The following is a 25,912-nucleotide window of genomic DNA, read 5'->3' as shown; positions in this document are numbered from 1 at the left end:
GGGTCACGGTTCTCTGAGTCACGGTTCTCTGGGTCACGGCGCCGCGGCGCCGCCTTCCGATCTACCATCGGCCTGGCACCCGCCGGCTCGTGACGCAGCATGGACGGTGGGAGTGGGGCGCTGAGCATCGGGGAGTTCACGTGGTCAACAGCAACCGTCGGTTCTTTTTGGCCGGGTCGGCCGGACTGGCCGGGGCGCTGGCCATGACGTCGTGCACCACCGAGAGCAACAGCGCCTCCGGCGATCCGCTGCCCGATGTGTGCAACGACGGCGCAGGCTGTGCATCCATGCCGACACCGGGAGCGGCACCCGGCGACGACGGGCTGATCGACGAGGCGGTCTACCAGCGGCGCGTCGACGAGTACCTGGCCTTCGCCACCACCGAGTTCGACGCCGGCAACGCCACCGGGGTCGCGGGCCACCTCATCCGGGCTCGACGCGATCCCGACTACCGCTGGAACGTCGAGGCGGTCACCGTCGACTCGCTTGCGGACACCTGGACCAAGATCGACGGATGGGAGGACACCCGCGACTTCGACCTCATGTATCTGCTGTGGCTCCTCCGGCTCGGCACCGACGGCGGGGACTCGTCCAAGGCTCCACCCTCCAACACTGCATCAGCGAATGCTGCATCGTTCAACGCCGGGATGACCACGCTCGCCCCGGACGTCATCGAGGCGATCGAGCAGCGGCTGGTCGACAACCGCTATCGCTATGACGACCCCAACCCGAACAGCCGGGTGGACAACCTCTGGTACTGGTCGGAAAACCACATCATCATCGGGCTGGTCATCGAGTACCTGGCCGGCCGGCACCTGTCGGAGGAGACCTTCACGATCACCGGCCTGGCCGGCGCCGAGCACTCCGAGCGCGCCAAGCCTGGGATTCTCAAGTGGATCGACGAACGGGCCCGGTTCGGCTTCTTCGAGTGGCACTCCAACGTGTACATGCTGAAGAACATCACCCCGCTGGTCACGCTGATCGAGCTGGGCGGGGACGAGGAGCTCGCCGTTGCAGCCGCCATGGCATTGGACCTGTGCCTCGTCGACCTGGCCGCCCACACCCACGCCGGCAGCTACACCGCACCGCGGGGTCGCACCTATAAGAAGGACAAGATGACCTCGCGGGACGAGGCCACGTTCGGCGTGTCCAAGTTCCTCTTCGACGACACCGACTTCGGCTTTCAGAATCACACCGACACCGGCACCACCTACCTGTGCGCCGCCACCTCCTACCGTCCGCCCCGGGCCGTCGTCGACATGGCGGTCGCCGAGGCACCCGGGGTCGTGCGCGAGCGGCACGGCATCTTCGTCGACGACGCCGCCCCGGTGACCACAAACCCCGAGGCGCCCTTCGGCTACGACTTCGACGATGCGGCCAACCTGTCGTGCTGGTGGAGCCTGGGAGCTGTGGGCACCTGGCAGGTGGCCGGCATCGGCGTGGCCCAAGCCGAGCGTTACAACCTGTTCGAGGTGCCCCTGCACGAACAGGTGAAGGCGCTGGTCGACCTCAACGGTGGCGACATCGATCGGATACGTCCCTGGCTCCAACAGAACCACAACATCGTCAACTTCGGTTTCCTGTCCGAGGCCAACACCTATGCGTGGCGAGGCGACGACGTGTCGCTCGCCTCGGTGCAGGACCACCGCTTCGGGGCGATGAGGGACCAGGCTCACAGCTGGCAGGCCGCCATCGATGCCGACGCGCTTGTCTTCACCAACCATCCGGTAACCGACCGGGACGAGAGCACCGACTGGGACGACGATGGCCGGCCCGGCTACTGGACCGGCGAGGCGTCGATGCCCCGATCGGCCCAATACGAGCGAGCGGCGATCCACATCTACCAACCGGCGTGGGACGAGGGCACCGACGAGCTGTTGTGGACCGTGTTCGGCTACCAGCCCCTCACCCACGCGTTCGTACCCCAGGACCGCTTCGACGAGGTGACTGGAAAGGAGTCGATCCTGGCTTCCCAGCCGACGGTCGACCGAAGCGGCGACGGCTTCATCGTCGGCTACGACTCAACGTCTGCCGGGCCTCTCGGGTTCGGCTCGACCGCACCCTTCACCGTCGGAGGCACTGAGGTGTCGCTGGCCGACTACCCGCCCACGAGTCGGCGTTCGGCACGGTCGACCACCTGGACACCACGCACGAGTTTGCCACCGACTCGGCCACGTTGGGCCTCAACTTCGACGCGCGGACGCGCACCGTCGGCCTCAAGTAGGTCGTCAGCGCGGCGCCGACCACCGGCGCAGCCCGGGTTACGCCAAGAACGCCGCCATTGCACCCACAATGGCGGCGAGCGCGCCTACCAACGATACGACGATCACCACTATCCGGTTCTGAAACTGCCGGAGCCCGGCCTCGAAGCTGACCCGAAGCTCGGCGATCGCGTTCTCCATCGACGCCATGTCACCGCTGTGCCCCTGTTGCATCGACGCCATGTCACTGCGGAGGTTCTTCTCCATCGACGCCATATCGCCACGGATACCCATCTCCATCGACGCCATGTCGCCACGAATCCGTTGCTCCGCAGCGGCCCATTCGAGGCGCAGCTTGAGGGTCAGGGTCTCGCTCTGAGCATCGAGATCGCTTTTGGTGGCGACATCCGCCCAGCCGACCGGTGGAAGTAGCTCCATCATGGTGGCAGCGTGCTCCCTTCCCAGGACCGAGTTGGCTCGTTCCTGCAAAGCGTAGCGGTCCTCATTGGTGATCGTCATCGGGCGTCTCCCGTCGTCAGCCGAACCTCACGAAGAGGCCTCCGGAGCCTCCGACCGGGCAACGCGATCGATATCAACACGACAAAGCGTTGCAACGCGGTCAACGGTACCGACGCCCTGTGACAGCCAGGATGTAGATGCGCGGCCCGACCGACTGCCCGCAAGTACTCACAAGCGCAAACTAGATCTGGGTGCTCACCGGGCCAGCCAGCTCGGTGGCCGGGCCGAACAACCTCGGCCGAGCATCACACTCCCGCCGCTGATGCAGGCGGGCCGGGCCGAACAGGTTCAGCTGACTTCAATCGCCTGACGACCGTGGTACCAACCACAGTTGGAGCACACCGTGTGGGGCCGCTTTGGGGTGTTGCAGCGATCGCACAGCGAGCGAGGGGCCGATTCGAGACGCCAGTTGGACGCCCGACGGGTACGGCTCTTCGCCTTGGAGGTCTTGCGCTTGGGAACAGCCATGGGAACACCTTCAGTCGGGGGCGCCGGGCACCATTGCGGGGGTGCGGGCTACGGCCAGCCGACAACGTTACCGTCCCGCCGTCCCGCCGTGCACCTCGGCGGCCCAAACGCCCGGTTCACTCGTCGGGGTGGAGCTCCGAGAGGGCCGCCCACCGGGGGTCGGGTGGAGGTGCTTCGCCGTCGGCGTCCTCGTCCTCGACCGTGACCGGGTAGGCCTCCGGGTCTGGGCCCATGCAGTCGTCGCTGCACAGCGGTGCCATCGGCAACGCGAGCACCACGGCGGCCCGCACCGCCTCGGTGAGGTCGATGCGGTCGTCCTCGATCGCCAGCTCGCCATCGAGGGGCATCGTCCGCGCCACCTCATCGATGTCGCCGATCGCCATCCCCGAGACCGGCTCGAGGCAGCGACGGCACTCGCCCTCCCATGGGGCCTCGGCCTCGCCGGTGATCACCACGGCGTCCGAGAGGGCCTCCAGGCGCAGGGCAACCGTGGCTTCGGCCCCGTCGGCCAGCCGGGTGCCCAACACCTCCGCACCGTCGAGCGCCACCGCCCCCTCAACCTCGTCGACGTTGCCGACCCGCCGCCGCAGCTCGGCGACCGGCACCAGCAGCGGCCCATGGGCGGGGCGGCCGCTACTGCTGCGACTCACGTTCGGCATCCATGGCGTCCTGGTCGAAGAACAGTGCCTCCGACAGCGAGTCCTCTTCCTGAGGCGCCAGCTGCGCCTCTGCCAGGGAGGTGGCCGACAACTTCTGGCGTCCGGCGCCCACCGCTCGGGTGATGCGCTCCAGCACGATCTCAAAGCTGGCCAGCTTCTGGTCGCAGTAGTCCTCGACCTCGTGGTGCATGCGCCGGGCTTCGGCCTCGGCGTCCTCGGTCACCTTGCGAGCATGCTGCTCGGCCGCCTTCACCACCTCGGTGCGCTGCACCATGTGGGCCACCCTCGCCTTGGCGTCGGAGATGATCTCCTCACCGTCCCGCCGGGTCTTGGCGAGAAACTCGTCGCGCTCCTTCAACAGCCATCGGGCGGCGCGCAGCTCGTCGGGCAGGCGGGCCACGCCGTCGTCGAGCAGCTCGAGGATCTCGTCTTTGTTGATGCGCACCGACGCCGACATCGGCAGGCCGGGAGCGGCCTCGATCAGGTCGACCACCCGGCGCAGCAGCTGCTCGGTGCGGGGCATCGTGTAGCCCGCCGTATCGAGCGGCTCCTCGGCGAAGTCGACGCTCAGGTCGTCGGCCGGCGCGTCGTCGAGGTAGTCGCTCGCCGTGTACTGCCGGTGCTCACCCGAGGCCAGGGGGCGGGTGTCGTAGGCATCGTCGTCCTGGTAGCCCTCGTCAAAGCTCACGCCGTCGTTCATGTGTGAATCTCCTCGTTCGATTCGGTGAATCGTTGGTGCAAGGCGTCCGCCACCGCCGGGGGGACCATCCCCGAGATCTCGCCGCCGAAGCGGGCGATCTCGCGGATCAGCTTGGAGGCCAGAAACGAATGCGAACTGGCCGACGGGATGAACAAGGTATCCACCCCGGAAATCGTGGTGTTGGTCTGGGCCATCTGCAGTTCGGACTCGAAGTCCGACACCGCCCGCAGGCCCTTGACGATGAAGCTGGCCTCCACCTCCTTGGCCAGATCAACCACCAGGCTGGAGAAGCTGGTCACCTCGACGTTGTCCAGATGGGCGAGGCTGGCCGCGATCAGCCTGCTTCGCTCGGCCAGGTCGAACAGCCCCGACCGCTTCTGGGGGTTGTGCAGGGTGGCGACCACCACCCGGTCGAAGAGGCGGGAGGCGGTTTCGACGATCTCCACGTGTCCGTTGTGGATGGGATCGAACGAGCCGGGATAGAGCACCGTGGTCACACGGCGATCGTAGCTGCGCGGGCCACCCCTTCGGGCGCCGCCTGGGACCGAACGTGCGAGGGGACCTCGCGCTCGGTGATCAGATGGCCGCGCCGGAGGGCTGATCGCTGCTCAGCACGGTGACCCAGGTGCCGCCGTAGCGTCGGGACCGCTGCCGCTTCCAGCCCTCGGGCGGTTCCGTCTCGACATCGCGTTCCACGACGGCCCACTCCACCGGCAGCGCGAGCCACAGCCGGTCCCATCCGTCCCAGCGATACGGCGGGTCGAGCAGCGCCACGTCCCAGCGCCGCTCGGTGGATGCCAGGTACGCGAGGGCGTCGCCCCGCACCACCTCGGCCCGCTCGGCCAGCCCGACCGTCGCCAGGTTGGCCTTGATCACCCGCACCGCCCTGGGGTCACGTTCGAGAAAGGTCACCGACTCGGCCCCTCGCGACAGGGCCTCGATGCCCAGGGCACCACTGCCGGCGAACACGTCGATCAGCGTGGCGTCCTGCACTAGGCCCAACGAGCCCAGCGAGTTGAACGTCGCCTCGCGCACCCGGTCACCGGTGGGCCGGGTGGCCGTCCCCGGCGGTGCCTCCAGGCGACGGCCGGCTGCGCTGCCCGCAACCACCCTCATCGAGGCGTCCTCGGGTCGACGTCATCGGCTTCCGGATCGGGCGCGGGTTGGAGCTCCAACGCCAGGGCGGCCCAACTGACCGACGGGTCGGTTTCGGAGGGTTCGATGCGACAGTCGACGCGACGATGGGCGCCCAGTGCCTGCATCAGTCGGGGCACCTGGGACTCCAGGACGCCTGCGGCGATGACGAGGCCGCCGGTCCCGGCGAGCGCCCGCAGGGACGGGGCTACCGCCTCCAGCTCGCCGATCAACATGTTGGCGGCGACCACACGCGGTTCGTGCTGCGCAGGACCCGTTCGAACGCCTGCCAATGCCGTTGCGTCGGTCCCGGCCCACCGCACCCGGTCGGCGACCCGGTTGCGAAAGGCGTTGGTCAGGCCAACGTTCTCACCTCGGGGGTCGAGCTCGACCAGATCCACCCGAGCGGCTCCCAACAGCGCTGCTCCGATGCCGAGGATCCCTGAGCCGCTGCCCACGTCGACGACCGGCATCTTGTCGATCGGCAGGTCGGCGAGCAGCTCGAGGGCCATGCGGGTGCTCTGGTGCGACCCGGAGCCAAACGTGGCGCCGGGGTCGATCACCAGGTCGATCGTCTCGGCATCGGGGATCGCCTCCAGCCACGGCGGCCGCACGGCAAACGGTCCGGCCCGCCACACGCTGGCGTAATCACGCCAGGCGTCGAGTCCCTGGTCGTGGGCCACCGACGAGGTGCCCACGACGTCGGCGCCGTTGCGGCACAGCTCGGCGCCCAGCGTCTCCAGAAGTTCGGGAGCGGGCGGATCCACCCAGCTGATCACCCAGCGAACACCTTCGTCAGCTGTATCCCGTTCCTCCACCCCGTCGGGCGGCGGCACTGCGCCTGCGGCGCCACCCCACACCACGGCGGCGAGAACCTCGGCAGTCTCGTCGTCGGGCACCGCGATCGTCAGCTGGACGGCGGAGGGCGGTGCTTCGGCCGCAGAGGGCCGCCGTTCGGGGGGCATCTCGCTCGGCCAAGGGGCGGCGGCTGCTCCCGTTTCGGTCATCTGCCCATCGTCCCAAAGTCGCCGACCGGTCGCAGCATCGGCCTCGGGCCGCTCTCACGCTCAGCCGTCGATCGACAGGCGGTTCCCCAAGCCCGGCCCACCCGACTCATTTCCCAGCGGGGGCCGGCCGCACATGGCGGGGCGGGCGCCCCGGTGCCCCCTACCCACCCCCTGCAGGCCGCCAGGTGGCAGGATCATCCCATGGCATTCGGGCAGGCAGCCGGTCCACCGGCGGGTGGACGGCAGATGAGGGACCTGGAAGCGCTGATCGAGGCGGCGGGTCACAGCGATTTTCGCGACGCCCGGGGCCCGCTGGGGCTGACGCAGCGGCAGGCGAACGGCAAGTTCACCCGCGACGAGGCCGAGGCGCTGATCGGCCTGCTCGAGGCCCAGGCGGAGGGCCACGACGGACCGTTCGCGCCACCTCCGGATGACGAAGGAGCATCAGCGACACCCTCTGCCCCGCCCGAGCCCCGCCGGATCTCGCACGAGGAGCGCCAGAACGCCGAGGCGGGTTTGCGCCTTCGCGACGTGCCCGACGAGGTGCTGGCCGCCGAACTGCAACGACGCGGCTGGGCGGTCATCGGCCCGTGATCGCCCACGCGGTGATGGTGATCGTCGGCACGATCATGGTGGTCGTCGCGGTCGCCGACCTGGTCAACACCCTGGTCACCACGTCCAGCTCGCGTTCCAGCCACGTCAACATGTGGCCTTCGAGGATCGTCGCCCGGCATGCCTTCCTCGGGCTGCGCAGCATCGTCGCCCGCATCGGCGAGCACCGACCGGCCCGCGAGCGGCTGCTGGCCACATTCGGGCCGCTGCTGTTGCTGATCCTGCTGACGATGTGGGTGACGTTGCAGGTGGTCGGCTTCGGTCTGATCTGGGCCGGGATGCGGGGCATCAAGGGCACCACCTCGGTGTTCGGCCACGTCTACTACTCCGGCGTCTCGTTCTTCACGATCGGGTTCGGCGACGTGGTTCCCACCGACGTCCTGCCCCGCGCCGGGGTGCTCGTCGAGGGACTGCTGGGGGTGGTGACGACCGCCTTGGTCATCGCCTACCTGCCCATGCTGTACGCCGCCTACGCCACCCGCGAACGCCCGCTGAGCACGCTCGACGATGGTTCCGCCGGTCCGGTCACCCCGAACAGCCTCCTGTTCGCGTGGTCGCCGGATGCCAACCCCCAGTTGATCGACGCCAAGTTCGCCGACTGGGAAAGCTGGGCGGTCGACATCGCCGCATCTCACGGTGCCAGCCCGATGTTGCGCTTTTTTCGCAGCTACGACCGTCAGCACAACTGGCTGACCGCCCTGAAGCTGCTGACCGAAGCGGCGATGCGAGCCCAGCTGATCGTCGGCGCATCCAACGGCTCGTCGTTCTGGTTTCTTCGGAGGGCGGACATGATCTATCAGCTGATGGCCCACGGGACGGACCTGGATCCCTGGACCGAGGCGGTGCGGCCGACCGGCGAGCAGCACGAGCGCGACGTTCGCCAGATGTACGACCAGCTGTCCGCCCACGGCTTCGAGCTGGTGCCCTTCGAGGTGGCGCTCACCGAAGTGGCCAACATCCGCAACATGTACCGGCCGACGATGGCGTACCTCGACCACTGGCTGCTGTGCCCGGACGAGTTCTGGCCGCCGCAGACCGTCATCCAGCGGGTGCCCCCGGCCTGATCGTGGTGTGCGTCAGGATGTTCCAGTGAATTCGACATCACCTCAGGCCCACGACGAGCAGCAGGATCGGCTCGACGCCACCGCTGCGGCGGCCACCGTGACCGGTTTGGTGATGGTCTATGACGCTGACGGTGGGGTGCGCGGCGAGCTGTCCTATGTTTGGGGCAAGCTTCGGCGCACCGCCCATTGTTCGTTGTGCTCGATCACCCACGGTCTGACCCGTGAACGCCGGTCGTGGACCAACTGGCGGGACGGGGTGCCCGTGCCGGTCACGGTGCTGCACCGCAACGAGCGCGACCCCGACGTCGAGGCGTTGTCGGGCGATCGCACCCCGTGTGTGCTCGCGCACGTCGACGGAGAACTCATCTACCTGCTCGGACCCGGGGAGCTGGATGCCTGCGACGGCGACCTCGACGTGTTCGAGCGGGTGCTTGCCGGCGCGCTCGACCGGTCCAACCTGGCGTTGGCCGACGCCTCCTGAGCCAAGCCGCTTGGGGGGCCACTTGCACTCGGCCCCGGTGGGTCACCGCCTGTACCCTCGGCCCATGCCCCGCCCGCCCGTCACGACTGCCGCCCGATGAGCGACGCCGAGACCAACCGCCTCACCCGTTTCAGCCACGGCGCCGGTTGAGGCTGCAAGCTCGCCCCCGGCGAGCTGGCGCAGGTGCTGCGCCCGATGCAGACCGCAACTCCGCCCGAGCTGCTGGTGGGAACCGCCACCGGCGACGACGCCGCAGTGTGGCGCCTCGACAACGAGCGAGCGCTCGTGTCGACCGCCGACTTCATCACACCCGTCGTCGACGATGCCCGCACCTGGGGCCGGGTGGCCGCCGCCAACGCTGTCTCCGACGTCTACGCGATGGGCGGACGTCCCCTGTTCGCCCTCAACCTGGTCGGCTGGAACACCGAAGCGCTGCCCATAGAACAGCTCCAGGATTTGCTCGCCGGCGCCAACGACATCGCCCAGGCCGGATCCTTCGTCATCGTCGGCGGCCACACGATCGATGACCCCGAGCCCAAGTTTGGGCTGTCGGTCACCGGCGAGGTGCACCCCGACCGGATCATGACCAATGCCGGGCTGCGTCCGGGCCAGGACATCATCCTCACCAAGCCGCTGGGCATCGGCGTGATCACCACCGCTATCAAGGCCGACACCGCACCGCAGGCGTCGGTCGACGCCGCCGTGGCGTCGATGACCCGCCTCAACGACGTGGCCTCGCAGGTGGCGCTCACCGCCGGAGCCACCGGCTGCACCGATGTCACCGGCTTCGGGCTTCTGGGCCACCTCGGCCGCATGGCCCTCGAGTCCAAGGTCACCGTCGTCATCGAGACCACCGCCGTCGGCTACCTCGATGGAGCGGTCGAGTTGGCGCGTGAGGGCATCATGCCCGGTGGCAGCCGCCGCAACCTGGCCTGGGCCAAGGGGCTGCTCGACCCGGGCGGCGCCGACGAGCTCACCCAGCTGCTGCTCGCCGACGCGCAGACCTCCGGCGGGCTGGTGTTCGGCGTCAACCCGGCCGCTACCCAGGACGTACTAGCCCGACTGGCCGAATCTGGCCACACCGCCGCCCGCATCGGCACCACCAACGAGCCAGCCCCGGAGGGCCACAGCATCGCCCTGCGGTAGCGGGAAAGGTCGTAGTGCTACAATGTGCGTCATGGAACAGGTCGGCGTCAGAGAACTCCGTCAAAACCTCAGCGTGTACCTGCGCCAGATCCAGGATGACCAGCGGCCGCTCGAGGTAACCGACCGAGGTCGTCCCGTGGCGGTGCTGACGCCGTTGAGCCCGGCGGCTGACGAGTATGCGGCGCTCCAAGCTGCCGGGCGTCTCCGCCCCGCAGCGGCGAGTTGGTCGACGTATTCGATGCACACCAACGAGATCACGACCGAGGGCTCGGACGCACTCGAAGCCCTTCGGGAGGAACGTCTGTGAGGGTGGCGTACCTCGACGCTTCGGCCGTCGTGAAGCTGGTCATCCCCGAGGCCGAAAGCGCCCAACTGCTTGAGTTCGTGCGTGGGCTGGACCGGGCGATCAGCAGCGAACTCACGGTGATCGAGGTCGGTCGTGCTGCCGCCCGAGCGGACGGTAGTGCGGGGCTGAGCCGAGCCGCAGAGGTGTGCCGCCGTCTCGATCTTCAGCCGATCGATTCGCACATCATCGACCGCGCCCGACAGCTCAAGCCAGCGACAGTGCGCTCGCTCGACGCGATTCACCTGGCCAGCGCATTGGAGCCAAGGGTCGCTCCGTTGCTGGTCGCCTACGAGACCCGGCTGCTACAAGCTGCCAGCGACCACCAACTGGTCGTCGCATCTCCGGGCCGCTGAGCCGACTCTCGGATTCATCCGAGACGAACGAGTGTGGAACCTCCGACGGGTAGCGCACTCTATGGTTCACCCTCCTGACCACTTGGTTGCACCCCTCCGTCGACCAGCGCAGCGCCAATGGTCCCACCGACGACAGCCAGCGCCTGCGAGGGCGCAGGTTGCGACGGCCATGCCGTCGCCGACCAGGTGGTCGTGCCAACCACCAGCCCGTACGGCTCCAGCCTGGGCGCCTCATTCCACAGCCCGTCCAATAACATCCGCTGCTCGCTCGACGAAGAGCAGGCCCGTTGCGACGTCTACGAGAACACCTGGCTGCCGGCTCATACAAGCTCAACTGACCGACCACCTGCGTGGCCCCAGCGCCTAACGCAATTCGGCGAGGGAGAACCACACCAGCGACTGGATGAACGGCGGGCCCACCTTGGCGTTGTGGGGCCAGTTGCGCTTGATCAGGCTGGCCAGCTGCTTGACCTTGCGGGAGTTGACCGCAGCCTGGTTGGTGAACGACCGACGGCTACCGTCGGGGCGCTGTTGCACCCAGGTGCCCTGATCGCCGTTGACCTTGCCCGCCCACGACTTGATCTCGATCAGGTAGACGCCCTTGGGCGTGATGACCAGCGAGTCCACCTCGGCGATCGCACCGCCGTTGGTGAACTCGAAGTTGGTCCAACCGCGGTAGGGGTCCTGGTCGGGAAGCAGGGCGCGGAGAACCTCCTGTGCGTCAGCCTCCCACTCGAACTGCGAGGGGCTCACCTGGTTCCACCGCTTCGACGTGCCGTCCACGATCCTCCCCGGCCGACCCTAGCGAGCTGTTGATGGTTCAGTGAAGCGACTGAGCCGAACTCGCGGCCGTGCTCCAGACGACCGAACCGGCGCCTCCACCACGGCCACGGCGCGGTCGGGTGATTGACCCCAATCGAATACGGGACCATCATCGGACCTACCACCGCCACCACGGCGGCATCACCCACACCCAACCGGTCACCAGCTGACGGAGCAGCCTCGATACTGGGGTTTGCGATCACGGTTGGGCGGGCAGGTACTTAACAGTCAATGAAAGGACCGCCATCATGGCCATCGAACTACCTCCTCTCCCCTTCGCCCCGGACGCCTTGGAGAGCAAGGGACTGTCGAAAGAGACGATCGAGTACCACTACGGCAAGCACCATCAGGCCTACGTCACCAACCTCAACGGGATGATCGAGGGCACCGACAAGGCGGACCTGCCGCTTGAGCAGATCATCATGGAGGCCGACGGCGGCATGTTCAACAACGCCGCCCAGGTGTGGAACCACACCTTCTACTGGAACTGCCTGTCGCCCTCCGGCGGCGGCGAGCCGTCCGGCGAGCTCGGTGACGCCATCAACTCGGCGTTCGGTTCCTTCGACACGTTCGCCGACGAGTTCGCCACCGCCGCCAAGACCCAGTTCGGATCCGGTTGGGCCTGGCTGGTCGACGACGGCGGGCTGAAGGTGGAGAAGACGGCCAACGCCGACCTTCCCCTGAAGCACGGGGCGAAGGCGCTCCTCACCATCGACGTGTGGGAGCACGCCTACTACATCGACTACCGCAACGCCCGCCCCGACTACATCTCCAACTTCATGGCCAACCTGGTCAACTGGGACTTCGTCGCCCAGAACCTGGCCGCCAGCTGAGCAGCCCGGTTTGCGGCCCGGCCATCGGCCGGACCACGACCGTGAGGTGGCGTCGCCATCGGCCCTTCGGGGTCGGGGCGGCGCCTCATCTCATTTTGCCCGCCGATCACCGCCGTCGTCGCTGTTTACCGGTCAACTCCTCCATAGGCGATCCCGGCCAGATGGGACAGATCCCGGTCGAAGGTGGTGAGGTCATCGAGGGTCAGGTCGGACAGTCGCTCGTGGCCACACGCTCGCGCCAGGGCTGCGATCAACTCGGTGGAGGCGAGAAGGAACCGCTTGAGTCGCTGTGCCGCCTCGTCCACCGGCAAGCGCTCCCGGAGCTTTGGATTTTGGGTGGTGATCCCCACCGGGCAGTTCCCCGTGTGGCATGCCCGCATCCCCAGGCACCCGATCGCCTGCATCGGTGAGTTGGCCATGGCGACAGCATCGGCGCCCAGCGCCAGCGCCTTGGCCACGTCCCACGGGGTTCGCAACCCGCCGGTGATGATCAGCGTGACCCCGTCGGCGCCGGAGTGGTCGAGATGCCGTCTCGCTCGGGCCAACGCCGGGATCGTGGGTACCGAAATGTTGTCCCGGAACAGCTTGGGCGCAGCGCCGGTGCCGCCACCGCGGCCGTCCAGGATCACGTAGTCCACGCCCAACGCCAATGCAGCGTCCAGGTCGGCCTCGATGTGTTGGGCCGACATCTTGACGCCAACCGGAATGCCGCCCGACCGGTCCCGAACGCTCGCCAACAGATCGGCCTTGCCGGCGGTGGTGGCCAGGTCGCCGGTGAACGTGGCGGGCGACACCGCTGCGGTTCCTTCGGGCAACCCGCGGATCTCGGCGATGCGACCGCGCACCTTGATGCCGGGAAGATGACCACCGGTGCCGGTCTTGGCACCCTGGCCGAGCTTCAGGTGAAACGCAGCCACCTTCTCGACCTCGGCCAGGTCCCAGCCGAATCGTCCAGAACCCAACTCGTAGAGGTAGCGCTCGTTGGCGTCGTTCTCTTCGGGCAACATGCCGCCTTCGCCCGAGCAGATCGCCGTGCCGGCCAGTTGCGCACCCGTCGCCAGGGCCACTTTGGCCTCTTCGGAGAGCGCCCCGAAGCTCATGTCGGAGACGAACATCGGCAACTCCAGATGGAGCGGCTTGGCCGCCGACGGGCCGATCACAACCGAGGAATCGACCGTCACGTCGTCGAGCAGCGGCGACCGGGCCAACTGAGCGGTCACAAACTGAATGTCGTCCCAGCTCGGAAGCTCGGCGCGGGGGACGCCCATCGCCGCCACCGGGCCATGGGGGCCAACCCGGTCGAGGCCGTTCGCCGCCAGCTGAGCGATCAATCCGACGGTGGGTTCTTCGGCACCACCGTGAAGGTCGGCGTAGACGCCCTGATAGGCCTCGCGGTCGTAGCGCTGCGGGTGTTGGCGGCTGTAGTCGGCGATCTCGTCGGCGTCGACAAACAAGCCACCGTCTTCGACCCAGGCTGCGAACTTCTGGAGACGCTGGGTGTCGTCGTAGGCCGACACCCCGGTGGCCACCCGGTAGTCCCAGCCGTGAACCCCACACACGATGTCGTCGCCGACGATCGTTGCGTCGCCCATCAAGGCGCCCCGGTGCAGGCAACGTCCGTACAGCACCGTCGGCTCGTCATCGATGCGGACGGCGACGAGATCAACGTCCCCCACCAAATAGTGCTGCGGCACCCGATCGCTCAGGTTGTCCCAGTCGTCGAGCCGACGTGAAGTGGTCATCGAGCGCAAACCATGCCATACCGAGCGATCACCCGCTGCCCTGCCGATGAAGTCGCTGGTTTCCGGCTCGAGGTCGGCGACGTCACAGGTCGCCACCGGCACACGCTCTGACGCAGGCCACCGGGGGCTCAGCCCTTCATCAGGTAGCCGACCTCGTCCTGGCCAAGGATCAGGTCGACCTCGTCGGCCAGGCCACCCAGGTTGGCGAGGCCATCGGCTTCGGTGAGCAGTTCGGTCGCCACGTTGCGGGCCCGCACCACCCACTCGCGATCGCGGCGCAGCGATGCCAGGCGCAGGTCGTTGCGGCCCTTCTGGCGCTCCCCCATCAGCGTGCCCTCGCCCCGCAGCTCCAGGTCCACCTCGGCCAACTCGAACCCGTCGGTGCTCTTCACCATCGCCTTGATGCGCTCCTCACCGTCGTCGGACGGCTCGGCCGCCACCAGCCAACACGACGACTTGGCGGCACCGCGACCCACCCGACCGCGCAACTGGTGCAGCTGGGCAATGCCGAAACGGTCGGCATCGAGAATGACCATCACGGTGGCGTTGGGGACGTCGACGCCCACCTCGATCACCGTGGTGGCCACCAGCACGTCCAGCTCGCCCGCCCGGAACGCCGCCATGGTGACGTCTCCCTCGTCGGCGGGAATGCGGCCGTGCAACAGCCCCAGCCGCAGACCCTTCAGCCGGTCGTTGGCCAACTCCTCGAGCGTCTCCTCCGCCGAAGCCACCTCGAGCTTCTCGGACTCCCCGACCAGCGGGCACACCACGTAGGCCTGACGCCCGGCGGCCACCTCGTCACGCACCGTCTGCCACACCGCCTCCACGTCCAACGGCGTCTGAGCCCAGCGGGTGACGATCGGGGTGCGGCCGGGCGGCAGCTCGTCCAGCGTCGACACGTCGAGATCGCCGTACACGGTCATCGCCGCCGTGCGGGGAATGGGCGTGGCGGTCATCACGAGCAGGTCGGGCTGGCTGTCGCCCTCCCCCACCTCGGCCAGCGCCGCCCGCTGATCGACGCCGAAACGGTGCTGCTCGTCGACGACCGCCACGCCCAGGCTGGCAAAGTCCACCCCCTCGGAGATCAACGAATGGGTGCCGATGACCAGGTCGATCTCGCCGGAGGCCAACTGGGCGAGCACGGTGCGGCGCTGCGGCGCCGACAGCCGGTTGGTCAACAGGGCCACGTGCAATGGCCGCTCGCCGAGCAGCGTGTCGGGTGCGGGCACGACGAACCCATCCAACAGCTCGGCGATGCCCCGGTGGTGCTGTTCGGCCAGCACCTCGGTGGGCGCCATCAGCGCCCCCTGGTGACCGCCCTGCACCGCAGCGAGCAGCGCGGCAACCGCCACCAGGGTCTTGCCGGCGCCCACGTCGCCCTGCAACAGGCGGTGCATGGCCGAGCGGCGCTCCAGGTCGGCGAGGATCTCGTCGATCGCCCGGGTCTGGGCGTCGGTGAGCGGAAACGGCAGCGACGCGAGGAAGGCATCGACCAACCCAGGCGAGACCGCCCGGTCGGCCCGCTCCCCCAGTGCGTGGACCACGCCGGTGACGGTTCGCTCCCGCTCGGCCTTGGCTGCCACCAGGGCCAGCTGCACCCGCAACAGCTCGTCGAACACCAGCCGGGAACGCGCCTTGATCATGTGGCCCATCGATTCGGGCGCGTGGATCGTGGCCATCGCATCCTGGCGATCGATCAGGTCGAGTGCGTCGAGCACCCGGCGAGGCACCGGGTCGGCCAGGCCCCGGGGCGCAATGCGGCGCAACGCCTCGGCCACCCAGTCGGCCAGCTCCCAGGTGCTCAGCTTGGCCTTCTCGGATTGGGAATAGATGGCCAGGATCTTCCCGGTGCGGTCGCCGACCAGGTCGACGACCGGGTTGGTCAGCTGCCGGGTCCCGCGGAACTCGTCCACCTTGCCGTAGAACACCGCCTTGGTGCCGGTGGGCAGCTGGCGCTCCCGCCAGGCCTGGTTGAAGAACGTCACCTTCATCGAGCCGCTGCCGTCGGTCACCCTGGCCTCGACCAGCGCCCGGCCGCCCCGCACCCGGCGCCCTGAGATCCGCTCCACCTCGCCGAGAAACATGCCCTCCTCCCCCGGTTTCAGGTCGGCGATGCGCGCCTCGCGGGTGCGGTCGACGTAGCGACGGGGGTAGTGGAACAGCAGGTCGAGCACCGAGTCGATGCCGAGCATGGCCAGTCCATCACGCTTTTTGCCACCCACGCCGCGCAGCTTGTCGACGGCGAGGGCGTCGAGATCCCGCAGGGACAGCGGCGTTGACGTCGTCACCCTCCCATGCTGACAGCTCGCTGGGATGCCGGACCTCACCGTCCGTTCATCGGGTCGCGTTGCGTCGGGTGGCCGTGGACCGGGTACCCTTGTCAGTCGCATTACACGCGCCCTTCGATGAGGCGGTGTCTCCCCCACAGCGAAGGATCGTTCCATGGCCAGCGTTTGCGAACTCTGCAACAAGAAGCCCAGCTTCGGCATGTCGGTGTCGCACTCCCATCGCCGCACCCGCCGCCGCTGGAACCCGAACATCCAACGGGTTCGAGCCGTCGTCAACGGTTCCACCAAGCGCATCGACGTCTGCACCGGCTGCCTCAAGGCCGGCAAGGTCACCAAGCCGCCGGCCCGCAACTGGCAGCCAGAGTCCGCCTGAGCGTCGCCGCTGCACCAAGCGATGCGAACTGTGTTTCGTCCGCTTGTGAAAACCTCGCGTTGTAGGCTTGACTGGGCACAGCCCGATGATTCACGCGTCGCGTTGACGTGTGGCCGGTTTGGCCAACATTCGGAACCGAACGGAGCGTCCACGTGCAGGGTGTGATCAAGAGCTACGACCCCCTCACCGGCGACGGCACGGTGATCAGCGACACCACGCTTGGCGAATACGAGCTGTCCACGGATGCGTTGGACGGCTCGATCTTCCGCATGCTGCGCCCCGGCCAGCGTGTGATCTTCGAGCTGGCCGCCGGCACCGACGTGGACGAGCAGCCGGCTCAGGTGGCCACCACGGTTCGGCTCGGATCTGAAATCGACATGGGTACACCGGGGTTCCCGGACTCGGAAAACCTTCCGGGCCCGGCCCCTGAGGCGCGCAGCGCCACACGACAAGGAGACCTGATCTGATGGCTGGAACCACGAACAACCAGAAGCTCATCGACTGGGTCGAACAATGGCGGGAGATCCTCCAGCCCGACGCCGTCGAGTGGTGTGACGGCTCCGAGGAGGAGTACGACCGCCTCGCCCAGTTGTTGGTTGACGAGGGCGTCTTCACCAGGCTGAACGAGGCCAAGCGCCCCAACAGCTACCTTGCCCTGTCCGACCCTGACGACGTCGCCCGGGTGGAGGACCGCACCTTCATCGCCAGCGAAAAGGAGATCGACGCCGGTCCCACCAACCACTGGCGCGAGCCCTCCGAGCTGAAGGCCGAGATGCTCGAGCTGTACCGGGGCGCCATGCGTGGTCGCACCATGTACGTGGTGCCGTTCTCGATGGGCCCGCTCGGCTCCCCCATCGCCCACATCGGCGTGGAGCTGACCGACTCGGCCTACGTGGCCACCAACATGGCAATCATGACCCGCATGGGCCAGGGCGCACTCGACGTGCTCGGCGAGGACGGCGAGTTTGTGCCCGCCCTGCACTCGGTGGGCTACCCGCTCGTCGACGCCGACGGCAAGGAGCGCCCCGACGTCACCTGGCCGTGCAACGAGACCAAGTACATCAGCCACTTCCCCGAAACCAAGGAGATCTGGTCCTACGGTTCCGGTTACGGCGGCAACGCCCTGCTGGGCAAGAAGTGCTTTGCGCTGCGCATCGCCTCGACGATGGGCCGCGATCAGGGCTGGATGGCCGAGCACATGCTGATCCTCGGGCTCACCTCGCCCGAGGGTGAGAAGACCTACATCGCTGCGGCCTTCCCGTCGGCGTGCGGCAAGACCAACATGGCGATGCTCGTCCCCACCCTGCCCGGGTGGACGGTGGAGACCATCGGCGACGACATCGCATGGATGAAGTTCGACGACGAGGGCCGCCTGCGGGCGATCAACCCCGAGGCGGGCTTCTTCGGCGTGGCGCCGGGAACCTCCGACGAGTCCAATTTCAACGCCATGCAGTCGCTGGCCAAGAACTCGATCTTCACCAACGTGGCCCTCACCGACGACGGCGACGTGTGGTGGGAGGACATGACCGACGAACCGCCCGCTCACCTGATCGATTGGAAGGGCAACGACTGGACCCCCGAGTCGGACACCAACGCCGCCCATCCCAACGCCCGCTTCACCTCGCCGGCATCGCAGACGCCTTCGATCTCCGCTGACTGGGAAAACCCGGAGGGTGTGCCAATCTCGGCCATTCTCTTCGGCGGCCGCCGCGCCACCAACGTACCCCTGGTGACCCAAAGCTTCGATTGGCAGCACGGCGTGTTCCTCGGCTCGATCATGAGCTCGGAAAAGACCGCAGCGGCGGCCGGCAAGGTGGGCGACGTCCGCTTCGACCCCTTCGCCATGTTGCCCTTCATGGGCTACAACGTGGGCGACTACTTCAACCACTGGCTCGAGATCGGCAAGGCGACCGACGCCGACAAGCTGCCCAAGCTGTTCTGGGTCAACTGGTTCCGCAAGGACGACGACGGTTCGTTCATGTGGCCCGGTTTCGGCGAGAACTCCCGGGTGCTCAAGTGGGTCGTCGAGCGCCTCAACGGCACCGCTGACGCCGAGGAGACCGCCATCGGCAACATCCCCACGACCGACTCGCTCGACCTCAGCCACCTCGACCTCGACGACGAGACGATGGCCAAGATCCTCGATGTCGACAACGAGTCATGGCGCGACGAGGTTGAGCTGATCCGTGGTCACTACGAGTTCATCGGTGAGCGCCTGCCCCAGCAGATGGCCGACGAGCTGTCCGACCTGGAGAAGCGCCTGGCGCAGTGAGCTCGCTCACCTGAGAGCGAGTGGCGCTACGGCGCCACCCACGAGTTCGAAACGAACCGGGCCCCCTGCGCCCGGGTCGTTTCGCGTCAGAGCACCTTGAGGCCATTTCTTCAGGCCCCCCTCCCAACTAGGTTGGATTCCGTTCGCTCAAACCGGACGAGCCCGTCTCGGGGCGCCCGGTGACAAGAAGGGGACCGATGGCATCTCTCAACACACTGATCGAACACCTGGGCGAGGCCAACCCGCGCATGCACCTTGCCGAAATGGCGCCCGAGGGTTCGATCCCGCAGATCAATGCTCGTCTCCATCCGTCTGGGCAGGTGCTTCCCGCGACCGACGAGACAGAGATCGGCCGCTACTGCTTCAGCGGGGGGATTCTGTCGGCCGCCTCGCAAAGCAGCGGCCAGTTGATGCGGCTCCTTCCGGCGGAGGAGTCTCAGGACGTTCAGCTCATTCCGTTCATCTCGGGTGATGGCATCCTGGTCGTCACCGACCGTCGCCTGCTCGGCCAGATGAACGGGGAGAGCCCGCTGAGCGACAGGATCGACGACGGCGGTGATGGTCACCTGTACTTCTCGATGGGCTACGAGGACGTCGATTCAATTTCGATCAGCCAGGAGACCACGAAGGTCGGAGCGCTCAAGGAGCGGCGCGTCAACGTGCAGGGCCTCGAGATCCTCGGTGCCCTCGGGGTCGAGGTTTTTGCCACCATGACGTTGAGTCGGGACGATGTCACCACGTCCACGCTCAGGTCCGGTCGCCCGTTCTTCGATCAGGTCGTCCACGCCGCGGCGACGTACCGAATGGACCTCGACCCAACCCTCGCCGATCGCTATCAGCTCAACCGCGTCCTCGACGGCGCCTACGAGATGGAGGATGACGAGTTGGTCGCCGACCTGATCGTCGATCGGCAGTAGCTCGAAACGACCACCGAGGTCCCGGCTGCAACTGCGGTTCCTGTGCATTTGTATCATCCGTCACAAATCCACAGAACCATCAAACCTGATGCCCAAACACTCAACTTTGGTGCCATACTGACAATCGTCAGTTCACCGATACCGCCCAACACTTGAGGAGGCGCACATCATGCTCACCACATGGGATCCATTCCGAGACGTCGAGCGACTGTTCGAGGTCGACCCCCGAAGCCGCTCGATCCCCGCACCCTTCGACGCCGTTCGCACCGCCGACGAGGTGGTGCTCACCTACGACCTGCCCGGTTTCCGGGCCGACGACGTCGATGTCACCGTCGAGAACCACGTGCTCACGCTGACCGCCAGCCGCACGCAGGCCGAGCTGCCCGAGGGAGCCCAACGCCTGGTGGCGGAGCGTCGCTTCGGCACGGTCCGCCGTCAGGTCACGCTGTCGGACACCTTGGATGGCCAGAACGTCAGCGCCCACTTCGATAACGGCGTGCTCGAACTGCGCATTCCGGTCTCGGAAAAGGCCCTGGCCGTGAAGGTGCCGATCGGTGTCGGCGCGACCAGCATCGACGCCGAGTCCTCGTCGACGAGCGATGAGCCCGCCGGCGCCGCTTCCAACTGATCGCTTGATCGGTTCGCCGACCGAGCAGTCGATCAGACCAGCTCACCCAGTCGCTGCACCATCAGGTGCAACCGACCGTGAGCAGCATTGTTGAACCGAAGCCGCAGTCGTGGCAGGTCGGGGACGTCACCGTCTGCCACCTCCACCGCTGCGGCTTCGGCGCGTTCGATGCTGCCGCTGGTCAACAGGTCGCCGAACTCGCCGTTGAGGGTGGCAATCGCCTCGTCGGAGATGTCGATGTTGAGTCGGATGTAGAGCCGGTTGCCCACATGACGGATCGAGTGGAACACCCGGTAAAAGTTGCGCACGTAGGCGACCGCATCGCCCGGGTCGGAGGTGATGTACACCATGTCGAGGTCGACCGGTGAAATCAGCCCGGCATCGAGCAGCTCCACCTCCACGTAGTGGCGCCAGCTGCGCCAGTAGGCATCCCCCGGCGGCTCGAAGAGCACCACCGGCGAGGGCGGCGCCTTGCCGGTCTGCATCAGCGTCAGCAGCTCCATCGTCTCGTCCAAGGTGCCGAACCCGCCAGGGAAAACGACGTAACCCGATGACTCCTTGGTCAAGGTGAGCTTGCGACTGAAGAAGTAGCGAAAGTTGATGTTCTTGCCGTCGAACAGCGCTGCGTGCTGGGAGCCGCCCGGCTCGAAGGGCAACACGATCGACACCCCAAAGCTGGCTTCCGGACCCGCTCCCTCGACGACGGCGGTCATGATGCCCGGTCCTCCACCGGTCATCACCATCCACCCCGCATCGGCCAGGTGACGACCCACCTCACGCGCCATCCGGTAGGCCTCGGTGTCCTCGGCGGTGCGGGCGGAGCCGAACACCGCACACTTGGGCACGTCGGCATAGGGGGCAAACACCGTGAATGCGTTGCGCAGTTCCTTGAGCGCCGAGTTGATGATCTTGACGTCGCCCCGATCGGTGCGCTCCCGACCCATGCGAAGGACCGAGGTGAGCATTTCCAGGTACAGATCCTGGTTGTCGTCCAGGCCCGCCTGTTCGACCAGCGCTTCGATCGCCTGGTCGAGTTCGGTGACACCGGTACGGGAGCGGGGGCGGCGGACCATCGGCACAGCATGCCAGGCGCTCATCCCCCCTGCCGCCGCTTATGCCAGCAGCAGTGCCCGGATCGCCAGCCCCATCAAGAACAGGCTGCCCCACCCGTAGAGCAGGTAGGCGTAGGCCCGCAGCTGGTTGCGGTAGCCGTAGAGGATCCCGACGGTGATGAGGGCGACGAACCCGTAGAAGATGTGGAAGTCGTTGCCAGGCGCCCGGCCGCCGGCCAGGTTGGCGACCCCGAGCGCCACCTGAATGAAGATCGTCACCTCGGCGGCGATGATGAACCACCACAGAGCCCGCACCCGCAGGGCGGCCCATTGGTGTGCACCCAGCGACCACACCCCGGCGATGGCGTTGGCGAAGATCACCACCCACGCAAAGTTGGCGTGGATCGACGACACGCTCACAGCAGGTGATCGATCATCGGCGACCCCGCCGAGCGGGGGTCGGCCGGGTCGACGAACCACTCATGGCCGAAGGCCATGACGAAGATCTCCTCGGGCATCTTGAGAAACCAGGAATCCGCGGCGATCTGACTGCTGTGGGCCACCATCGCCCGCCGCTTGGCGTCAATCACAGATGAGACGTCGATCCCATGGGTGATGAGCGACTCGGGGCTGCCCATGTCCTCGTCCATCTTGGGAGGGTCGCCGTCCATCGGCTTCTCAAGCTGGGCAACGATCTCTGCGGCACCCGCCATCTGCTCGCGGATCTTGTCCCGGTTCATCGTGGCCCACACCACGCTGGGCACCTCGGCCAGCTCGGCGGCACGGGTGCCGACGTTGTGCACGGCGATGTGGTCGGGATGGCCGTAGCCGCCGTGATCGTCGTAGATGGTGAACACGTCGGCCCGCTCCTCAGCCAGGATCGCCGCCACCCACTCGGCGGCCTCATCGACGTCGGCCTGAGCGAAGCAGGCCGGGTGGTCGTTGGTGTCCTCCCCGGCCATCCCGCTGTCGTGGTAGCCGAGGAACTCCACCCGGTGGACGCCGAGGATGGCCGCTGCCGCCTGTGTCTCGGCTCGGCGGTGGGCACCCAGTTCCTCGGGCGTCTCGGCGGCGCCGGGCACGGTGAAGCCCAGCTCCCCGTCGGTTGCGACGATGAGCACCACCCGGTGACCGGCGGCCGACGCCAGGGCCATCGTGCCCCCGGTGGCGATCGCTTCGTCGTCAGGATGGGCATGAAAACACACGAGGGTCGACACGGCGGCGCAGGTTACCGCCCTGCGCCCGGTTTAACGTTCTGCTCACCGGATCGGTTCGACTCAAATGTGTCTTGGAGCCGCCCCAGTGGCCCGGAGACACATTTGAGCCAGCCCCAAACCACTTCGGGCTCAGGCGACGGCGCCGCCCGCTCGCAGCTCGGCTACCTTGGCGGTGTCGGCGCCCAACCATTCGGCGAGCACCTCGTCGGTGTGCTGGCCCGCGTGGGGCGGCGGGCGCCGGATCTTGCCCGGCGTCCGGCTGAAACGCGGAGACGGCGCCGGCTGGGTGACGCCGGCCACCTCGGTGAACGTGCCCCGGGCAACGTTGTGGGGATGCTCGGCGGCCTCGGACATCGTCAGCACGGGGGCGAAGCACACGTCGGTGCCCTCCATGATCTCCATCCACTCGGCCCGGGTCTTGGCGGCGAACACGCCCCGCAGCTTGTCCTTCAGCTCGGCCCAGGCGGTCTGGTCCATCTGGTGGGGCAGGTCCTCGCCCTCCAGGCCGGTGAGGCGCAACAGCTCGGCGTAGAACTGCGGCTCGATCGACCCGATCGACACCCACTTGTCATCCGCGGTGCGGTAGGTGTCGTAGAAGTGGGCGGCGGTGTCCAACATGTTGGTGCCCCGCTCGTCGGTCCAGATGCCCATCGCCTGGAACGACCAGATCATCGTCATCAAGCTGGCGGTGCCGTCGACCATGGCCGCGTCCACCACCTGGCCCTCACCCGAGCGGCCCGTCTCGAGCAGCGCCGCGCACAGCCCGAGCGCCATCAGCATGCCGCCACCGCCGAAGTCGCCGACCAGGTTGATCGGCGGGGTTGGGGCCTCCCCCGCCCGACCCAGGTGCGCCAGGGCGCCGGCGAGGGCGATGTAGTTGATGTCGTGACCGGCCATCGGGGCGTAAGGCCCGTCCTGGCCCCAGCCGGTCATGCGTCCGTAGACCAGCTTGGGGTTGCGGGCCAGCGCCTCGTCCGGGCCGATGCCCAACCGCTCGGCGACACCTGGGCGGAACCCCTCGAGGAAAGCGTCCGCAGTCTCGATCAGCTGAAGCACCACCTCGACCCCCTCCGGTGACTTCAGGTCGACCCCGACCGAGCGGCGACCGCGTGTCAGCAGATCGCCCGGCGGCAGCTCGGGGCTGCCGCCCGAGACGTTGCCGGCCCGATCGATGCGCACGATGTCGGCGCCCATGTCGGCCAGCATCATGGCCGCAAAGGGCGCCGGGCCGATACCGGCGATCTCGACGATCTTGATTCCGTTCAGAGGTCCACTCATCGCCACATGCTCACCGGCGGTTGACCGGCCGGTCAAGGTGTGACGGCGCCCTCGCGGTCGCGACGTTGGTTCAACAGTTCCTTCATGCTGGCCAGGCTGGGGATCGGCGGGTTGAACTTGGCCAGCAGTGGGCCGAGCACGGCCAGGATCAGCACGTAGGCGGCGGCGGTCGGGGGCAGCGCCGGATCGACGGCGGTGCCGGCGGCCAGGCCGGCGATCACGATCGAGAACTCACCCCGGGCGACCAGCTCCATCCCCGCCCGATCGCGCCCCTTGGGGCCCACGCCAAGCTGACCGGCGGCGAAGCGACCGGTCGAGATCTTGGTGATCGTCGTGACGACGGCGAGGACCGCTGCGGTCACCAGCACCGGCGGCAGGTCGCTCGGATCGATGCGCAGGCTGAACAGCACGAAGAACAGGGCGGCGAACAGGTCACGCAGCGGCACGAGCATTCGCTCGGCCCGGGCCCGCACCTCGCCCGACAGGGCGATGCCCACCAGAAACGCGCCGATCGCCGAGGACACCTGCACCTGCTCGACCAGGCCGCCGACGACCAGGATGACCCCCATCACGCTCAACAGCAGCGCCTCGTCCGATCGCGACGCCATCACCTTGCTGATCGGACCGCCGAAGCGGATCGCCATCACCAGGGCCAGCGTCGTGACCGACAGCGCCACCCCAACCGAGACCGCACCGGACAGCAGCGACCCGCCCACCAACAACACGCCCAGCACCGGCAGGTAGGCGGCGACCACCAGGTCCTCGAACACGAGCACGGCCAGCACCGCCGGGGTCTCCCGGTTGGCCATGCGATCCAGGTCCGACAGCAGCTTGGACACCACCCCCGATGACGAGATGTAGGTGATGCCGGCCAGCATCAGACCGCCGACGGGCCCCCAGCCGAGCAACATGCCGGCTGCGAAGCCGGGGGTGAAGTTGAGGGCGACGTCAACGAAGCCTGCCCGCCAGCCGTTCTTCAGCCCGTCGGTCAGCTCGGCGCCGGTGTATTCCAGCCCGAGGACGAACAGCAACAACAGCACGCCGATCTCCGACGCCAGGTCGATGAAGTCCTCGGCGAAGTTCAGCTCGATCAGCCCGCCCGTCCCGAAGATCAACCCGGCGGCCAGGTAGGCGGGGATCGGGCTGATGCCGATGCGATACGACAGCCGTGCGAGGAGCCCCAGGCCGATGAGGAGGACACCCAGCTCGATGAACGCTCGGGCGACGTCGGCTCCTGCCGACGCAAGAAGGATCTGGTTCACTGAAACATCAGCTGCTCAGGCGTGCTGCGAGCACCTCGAGGCCGTCGGGCATGCCGATGGCGAAGACGGTGTCACCCACCTCGAAGTGATCCTCCGGGCCGGGCGACGGCGACGGCTCACCGTTTCGGATGATCGCCACGATCGACACGCCGGTCACCGAGCGCACATCGGCCGCTCCCACGGTGATCCCGGCCCAGGGGGCGCCCGGCTCGACCGTGAGCCAGTCGAGCGTGATGCCGGCCACCTGGGTACGCAACCGGGCCGCCTCCTCGGACAGGCGACTACCGCCGAGCAGTTCGGCGAGGTCTCGGGCCTCGTGTTCCTCGAGGTGTACCTGCGCCCGGCAGGCATCGGGGTCGTCCTTGTCGTAGATGGCGAAGTCCCGACGGCCGCTGCGGTGGACCACCACCCCCAGTTGATCGCCGTTGTCGGTGGTGAGGTCGAACCGCGCACCGACGCCCGGAAGTTCGCTTTCAGTAACCCGTCCCATCGGCGACACGATAGGCCGTCGAGTGGCGGGCGGGCCCTTCGGCGGGTA

Annotated in this window: 28 protein-coding genes; 13 read left to right on the top strand and 15 right to left on the bottom strand. The window is 67.6% G+C overall.

Annotation, left to right across the window (positions count from 1 at the left end; translation table 11 throughout):
- Positions 1-140: 140 nt before the first annotated feature.
- Entirely contained in the window at positions 141-2,633 is a 2,493-nt protein-coding gene (locus IPN02_18255) for a hypothetical protein (GenBank protein MBK9298729.1), read from the top strand.
- 375 nt (positions 2,634-3,008) lie between these two features.
- Here IPN02_18255 and rpmF read toward each other — a convergent pair whose 3' ends face one another.
- From rpmF to IPN02_18225, 6 genes are all read right to left on the bottom strand, one after another.
- On the bottom strand, positions 3,009-3,188 hold the full coding sequence (gene rpmF, locus IPN02_18250; GenBank protein ID MBK9298728.1) for a 50S ribosomal protein L32: 180 nt from the start codon (positions 3,186-3,188) through the stop codon (positions 3,009-3,011).
- A 116-nt stretch (positions 3,189-3,304) separates the two neighbouring features.
- Positions 3,305-3,838 (bottom strand): DUF177 domain-containing protein, encoded by a 534-nt coding sequence (locus IPN02_18245; GenBank protein ID MBK9298727.1) that lies wholly within the window; start codon positions 3,836-3,838, stop codon positions 3,305-3,307.
- On the bottom strand, positions 3,822-4,547 hold the full coding sequence (locus IPN02_18240) for a hypothetical protein (protein ID MBK9298726.1): 726 nt from the start codon (positions 4,545-4,547) through the stop codon (positions 3,822-3,824). Before IPN02_18240 ends, IPN02_18245 begins: the two co-directional genes overlap by 17 nt.
- Positions 4,544-5,044 (bottom strand): pantetheine-phosphate adenylyltransferase, encoded by a 501-nt coding sequence (coaD, locus tag IPN02_18235; protein MBK9298725.1) that lies wholly within the window; start codon positions 5,042-5,044, stop codon positions 4,544-4,546. The genes IPN02_18240 and coaD overlap by 4 nt, the downstream gene beginning before the upstream one ends.
- A 79-nt stretch (positions 5,045-5,123) precedes the next feature.
- Positions 5,124-5,663, bottom strand: a complete 540-nt coding sequence (gene rsmD, locus IPN02_18230) for a 16S rRNA (guanine(966)-N(2))-methyltransferase RsmD (protein ID MBK9298724.1) — start codon at positions 5,661-5,663, stop codon at positions 5,124-5,126.
- On the bottom strand, positions 5,660-6,688 hold the full coding sequence (locus IPN02_18225; protein MBK9298723.1) for a 50S ribosomal protein L11 methyltransferase: 1,029 nt from the start codon (positions 6,686-6,688) through the stop codon (positions 5,660-5,662). The genes rsmD and IPN02_18225 overlap by 4 nt, the downstream gene beginning before the upstream one ends.
- A gap of 246 nt (positions 6,689-6,934) precedes the next feature.
- Here IPN02_18225 and IPN02_18220 point away from each other — a divergent pair, with 246 nt between their 5' ends.
- The 6 genes from IPN02_18220 to IPN02_18195 all read left to right on the top strand — a co-directional run bounded on the left by IPN02_18220 (position 6,935) and on the right by IPN02_18195 (position 10,690).
- On the top strand, positions 6,935-7,282 hold the full coding sequence (locus tag IPN02_18220) for a hypothetical protein (GenBank protein MBK9298722.1): 348 nt from the start codon (positions 6,935-6,937) through the stop codon (positions 7,280-7,282).
- Positions 7,279-8,364, top strand: coding sequence for a two pore domain potassium channel family protein (locus tag IPN02_18215; protein MBK9298721.1), 1,086 nt, complete (start codon positions 7,279-7,281; stop codon positions 8,362-8,364). Before IPN02_18220 ends, IPN02_18215 begins: the two co-directional genes overlap by 4 nt.
- Before the next feature lie 25 nt (positions 8,365-8,389).
- Positions 8,390-8,845, top strand: coding sequence for a hypothetical protein (locus IPN02_18210; protein MBK9298720.1), 456 nt, complete (start codon positions 8,390-8,392; stop codon positions 8,843-8,845).
- 96 nt (positions 8,846-8,941) lie between these two features.
- Positions 8,942-9,991 (top strand): selenide, water dikinase SelD, encoded by a 1,050-nt coding sequence (gene selD, locus IPN02_18205; GenBank protein MBK9298719.1) that lies wholly within the window; start codon positions 8,942-8,944, stop codon positions 9,989-9,991.
- A 31-nt stretch (positions 9,992-10,022) separates the two neighbouring features.
- A complete protein-coding gene (locus IPN02_18200; GenBank protein ID MBK9298718.1) occupies positions 10,023-10,298 on the top strand; it encodes a type II toxin-antitoxin system Phd/YefM family antitoxin in 276 nt (91 codons plus the stop codon).
- On the top strand, positions 10,295-10,690 hold the full coding sequence (locus IPN02_18195) for a type II toxin-antitoxin system VapC family toxin (GenBank protein MBK9298717.1): 396 nt from the start codon (positions 10,295-10,297) through the stop codon (positions 10,688-10,690). Before IPN02_18200 ends, IPN02_18195 begins: the two co-directional genes overlap by 4 nt.
- Positions 10,691-11,053: 363 nt before the next feature.
- On the opposite strand, the gene IPN02_18190 is transcribed toward IPN02_18195, so the two are convergent.
- Complete coding sequence (locus IPN02_18190) at positions 11,054-11,443, bottom strand: NERD domain-containing protein (protein ID MBK9298716.1); 390 nt, start codon at positions 11,441-11,443, stop codon at positions 11,054-11,056.
- 317 nt (positions 11,444-11,760) lie between these two features.
- Between IPN02_18190 and IPN02_18185 the strand changes: the two genes are divergently transcribed.
- On the top strand, positions 11,761-12,345 hold the full coding sequence (locus tag IPN02_18185; GenBank protein ID MBK9298715.1) for a superoxide dismutase: 585 nt from the start codon (positions 11,761-11,763) through the stop codon (positions 12,343-12,345).
- 125 nt (positions 12,346-12,470) lie between these two features.
- On the opposite strand, the gene IPN02_18180 is transcribed toward IPN02_18185, so the two are convergent.
- Positions 12,471-14,087, bottom strand: a complete 1,617-nt coding sequence (locus tag IPN02_18180) for an alpha-hydroxy-acid oxidizing protein (protein ID MBK9298714.1) — start codon at positions 14,085-14,087, stop codon at positions 12,471-12,473.
- A 128-nt stretch (positions 14,088-14,215) separates the two neighbouring features.
- Positions 14,216-16,477 carry an ATP-dependent DNA helicase RecG gene (recG, locus tag IPN02_18175; GenBank protein MBK9298713.1) on the bottom strand — a complete coding sequence of 754 codons (2,262 nt, stop codon included), beginning with the start codon at positions 16,475-16,477 and terminating at the stop codon, positions 14,216-14,218.
- A 52-nt stretch (positions 16,478-16,529) separates the two neighbouring features.
- Here recG and IPN02_18170 point away from each other — a divergent pair, with 52 nt between their 5' ends.
- From IPN02_18170 to IPN02_18150, 5 genes are all read left to right on the top strand, one after another.
- On the top strand, positions 16,530-16,748 hold the full coding sequence (locus IPN02_18170; GenBank protein ID MBK9298712.1) for a 50S ribosomal protein L28: 219 nt from the start codon (positions 16,530-16,532) through the stop codon (positions 16,746-16,748).
- A gap of 152 nt (positions 16,749-16,900) precedes the next feature.
- Positions 16,901-17,215 carry a hypothetical protein gene (locus IPN02_18165; protein MBK9298711.1) on the top strand — a complete coding sequence of 105 codons (315 nt, stop codon included), beginning with the start codon at positions 16,901-16,903 and terminating at the stop codon, positions 17,213-17,215.
- Positions 17,215-19,020: a phosphoenolpyruvate carboxykinase (GTP) gene (locus IPN02_18160; protein MBK9298710.1), complete on the top strand. Its 1,806-nt coding sequence runs from the start codon at positions 17,215-17,217 to the stop codon at positions 19,018-19,020. The genes IPN02_18165 and IPN02_18160 overlap by 1 nt, the downstream gene beginning before the upstream one ends.
- A gap of 197 nt (positions 19,021-19,217) precedes the next feature.
- Positions 19,218-19,937, top strand: coding sequence for a hypothetical protein (locus IPN02_18155; GenBank protein ID MBK9298709.1), 720 nt, complete (start codon positions 19,218-19,220; stop codon positions 19,935-19,937).
- Between the two features lie 169 nt (positions 19,938-20,106).
- A complete protein-coding gene (locus IPN02_18150; GenBank protein MBK9298708.1) occupies positions 20,107-20,565 on the top strand; it encodes an Hsp20/alpha crystallin family protein in 459 nt (152 codons plus the stop codon).
- Positions 20,566-20,597: 32 nt separating this feature from the next.
- On the opposite strand, the gene IPN02_18145 is transcribed toward IPN02_18150, so the two are convergent.
- The 6 genes from IPN02_18145 to IPN02_18120 all read right to left on the bottom strand — a co-directional run bounded on the left by IPN02_18145 (position 20,598) and on the right by IPN02_18120 (position 25,864).
- Entirely contained in the window at positions 20,598-21,638 is a 1,041-nt protein-coding gene (locus IPN02_18145; GenBank protein MBK9298707.1) for a TIGR00730 family Rossman fold protein, read from the bottom strand.
- Between the two features lie 39 nt (positions 21,639-21,677).
- Positions 21,678-22,037 carry a hypothetical protein gene (locus IPN02_18140; protein ID MBK9298706.1) on the bottom strand — a complete coding sequence of 120 codons (360 nt, stop codon included), beginning with the start codon at positions 22,035-22,037 and terminating at the stop codon, positions 21,678-21,680.
- Complete coding sequence (locus IPN02_18135; protein MBK9298705.1) at positions 22,034-22,834, bottom strand: PIG-L family deacetylase; 801 nt, start codon at positions 22,832-22,834, stop codon at positions 22,034-22,036. Before IPN02_18135 ends, IPN02_18140 begins: the two co-directional genes overlap by 4 nt.
- 129 nt (positions 22,835-22,963) lie before the next feature.
- Complete coding sequence (locus IPN02_18130; GenBank protein MBK9298704.1) at positions 22,964-24,112, bottom strand: CoA transferase; 1,149 nt, start codon at positions 24,110-24,112, stop codon at positions 22,964-22,966.
- Positions 24,113-24,144: 32 nt separating this feature from the next.
- Positions 24,145-25,374 carry a cation:proton antiporter gene (locus tag IPN02_18125; protein MBK9298703.1) on the bottom strand — a complete coding sequence of 410 codons (1,230 nt, stop codon included), beginning with the start codon at positions 25,372-25,374 and terminating at the stop codon, positions 24,145-24,147.
- A 7-nt stretch (positions 25,375-25,381) separates the two neighbouring features.
- Positions 25,382-25,864, bottom strand: a complete 483-nt coding sequence (locus IPN02_18120; protein ID MBK9298702.1) for a cation:proton antiporter regulatory subunit — start codon at positions 25,862-25,864, stop codon at positions 25,382-25,384.
- Between the last annotated feature and the right edge of the window lie 48 nt (positions 25,865-25,912).

Source organism: Candidatus Microthrix subdominans, from assembly GCA_016719385.1.
Taxonomy (GTDB): Bacteria; Actinomycetota; Acidimicrobiia; order Acidimicrobiales; family Microtrichaceae; genus Microthrix; species Microthrix subdominans.
Note: the sequence above shows the minus strand (reverse complement) of the source record. Positions and strands in the feature narration are given on the sequence as shown.

Coding starts and splice junctions, on each gene's coding strand:
- rpmF (MBK9298728.1), bottom strand. CDS start 3,188: ATGGCTGTTCCCAAGCGCAAGACCTCCAAGGCGAAGAGCCGTACCCGT.
- IPN02_18240 (MBK9298726.1), bottom strand. CDS start 4,547: ATGAACGACGGCGTGAGCTTTGACGAGGGCTACCAGGACGACGATGCC.
- rsmD (MBK9298724.1), bottom strand. CDS start 5,663: ATGAGGGTGGTTGCGGGCAGCGCAGCCGGCCGTCGCCTGGAGGCACCG.
- IPN02_18225 (MBK9298723.1), bottom strand. CDS start 6,688: ATGACCGAAACGGGAGCAGCCGCCGCCCCTTGGCCGAGCGAGATGCCC.
- IPN02_18220 (MBK9298722.1), top strand. CDS start 6,935: ATGAGGGACCTGGAAGCGCTGATCGAGGCGGCGGGTCACAGCGATTTT.
- IPN02_18200 (MBK9298718.1), top strand. CDS start 10,023: ATGGAACAGGTCGGCGTCAGAGAACTCCGTCAAAACCTCAGCGTGTAC.
- IPN02_18185 (MBK9298715.1), top strand. CDS start 11,761: ATGGCCATCGAACTACCTCCTCTCCCCTTCGCCCCGGACGCCTTGGAG.
- IPN02_18180 (MBK9298714.1), bottom strand. CDS start 14,087: ATGACCACTTCACGTCGGCTCGACGACTGGGACAACCTGAGCGATCGG.
- recG (MBK9298713.1), bottom strand. CDS start 16,477: ATGCGACTGACAAGGGTACCCGGTCCACGGCCACCCGACGCAACGCGA.
- IPN02_18170 (MBK9298712.1), top strand. CDS start 16,530: ATGGCCAGCGTTTGCGAACTCTGCAACAAGAAGCCCAGCTTCGGCATG.
- IPN02_18160 (MBK9298710.1), top strand. CDS start 17,215: ATGGCTGGAACCACGAACAACCAGAAGCTCATCGACTGGGTCGAACAA.
- IPN02_18155 (MBK9298709.1), top strand. CDS start 19,218: ATGGCATCTCTCAACACACTGATCGAACACCTGGGCGAGGCCAACCCG.
- IPN02_18150 (MBK9298708.1), top strand. CDS start 20,107: ATGCTCACCACATGGGATCCATTCCGAGACGTCGAGCGACTGTTCGAG.
- IPN02_18145 (MBK9298707.1), bottom strand. CDS start 21,638: ATGGTCCGCCGCCCCCGCTCCCGTACCGGTGTCACCGAACTCGACCAG.
- IPN02_18130 (MBK9298704.1), bottom strand. CDS start 24,112: ATGAGTGGACCTCTGAACGGAATCAAGATCGTCGAGATCGCCGGTATC.
- IPN02_18120 (MBK9298702.1), bottom strand. CDS start 25,864: ATGGGACGGGTTACTGAAAGCGAACTTCCGGGCGTCGGTGCGCGGTTC.